Here is a 390-nt window from a genome sequence, read left to right on the forward strand (position 1 = left end):
CCATGCCCTTCGCGTACATGGTGCACCTGCGCCGCGCGCTCATCCTCTACTGCTTCACCCTGCCCTTCGCGCTGGTGGACACTTTTGGCTGGGTGACAGTCGTGGCCACGTTCGTCGTCGCGTATGTCTTCTTTGGTATCGAGGAGATTGGCGTCGAGATTGAAGACCCCTTCGGCACGGACGACAACGACCTGCCGCTCGACACCATCTGCCAGAACATCCAGAACAACCTGCTGGCGCTCCTGCCAGCCTCCACCGCGAGCACGCATGGCGACTCCGCCACCTGAGCCCTCGGCTCCTGCGAATTCCGTCATCTTCCAGCGCAAGTGGAAGGCGGAGCTGCGCGCCAGCGGCGCGATGACGCCCCGGGTGCCGGTGCAGTTCGTCGCC

Annotated in this window: 1 protein-coding gene; it reads left to right on the forward strand. The window is 64.4% G+C overall.

The features are described 5' to 3' along the window. The coding region (locus tag HUA74_RS45070) for a bestrophin family ion channel (RefSeq protein WP_305794712.1) at positions 1–287 on the forward strand (287 nt) is incomplete at its 5' end. Between the last annotated feature and the right edge of the window lie 103 nt (positions 288–390).

It is taken from the genome of Myxococcus sp. CA051A, from assembly GCF_013336705.1.
Lineage (GTDB): Bacteria > Myxococcota > Myxococcia > Myxococcales > Myxococcaceae > Myxococcus > Myxococcus llanfairpwllgwyngyllgogerychwyrndrobwllllantysiliogogogochensis.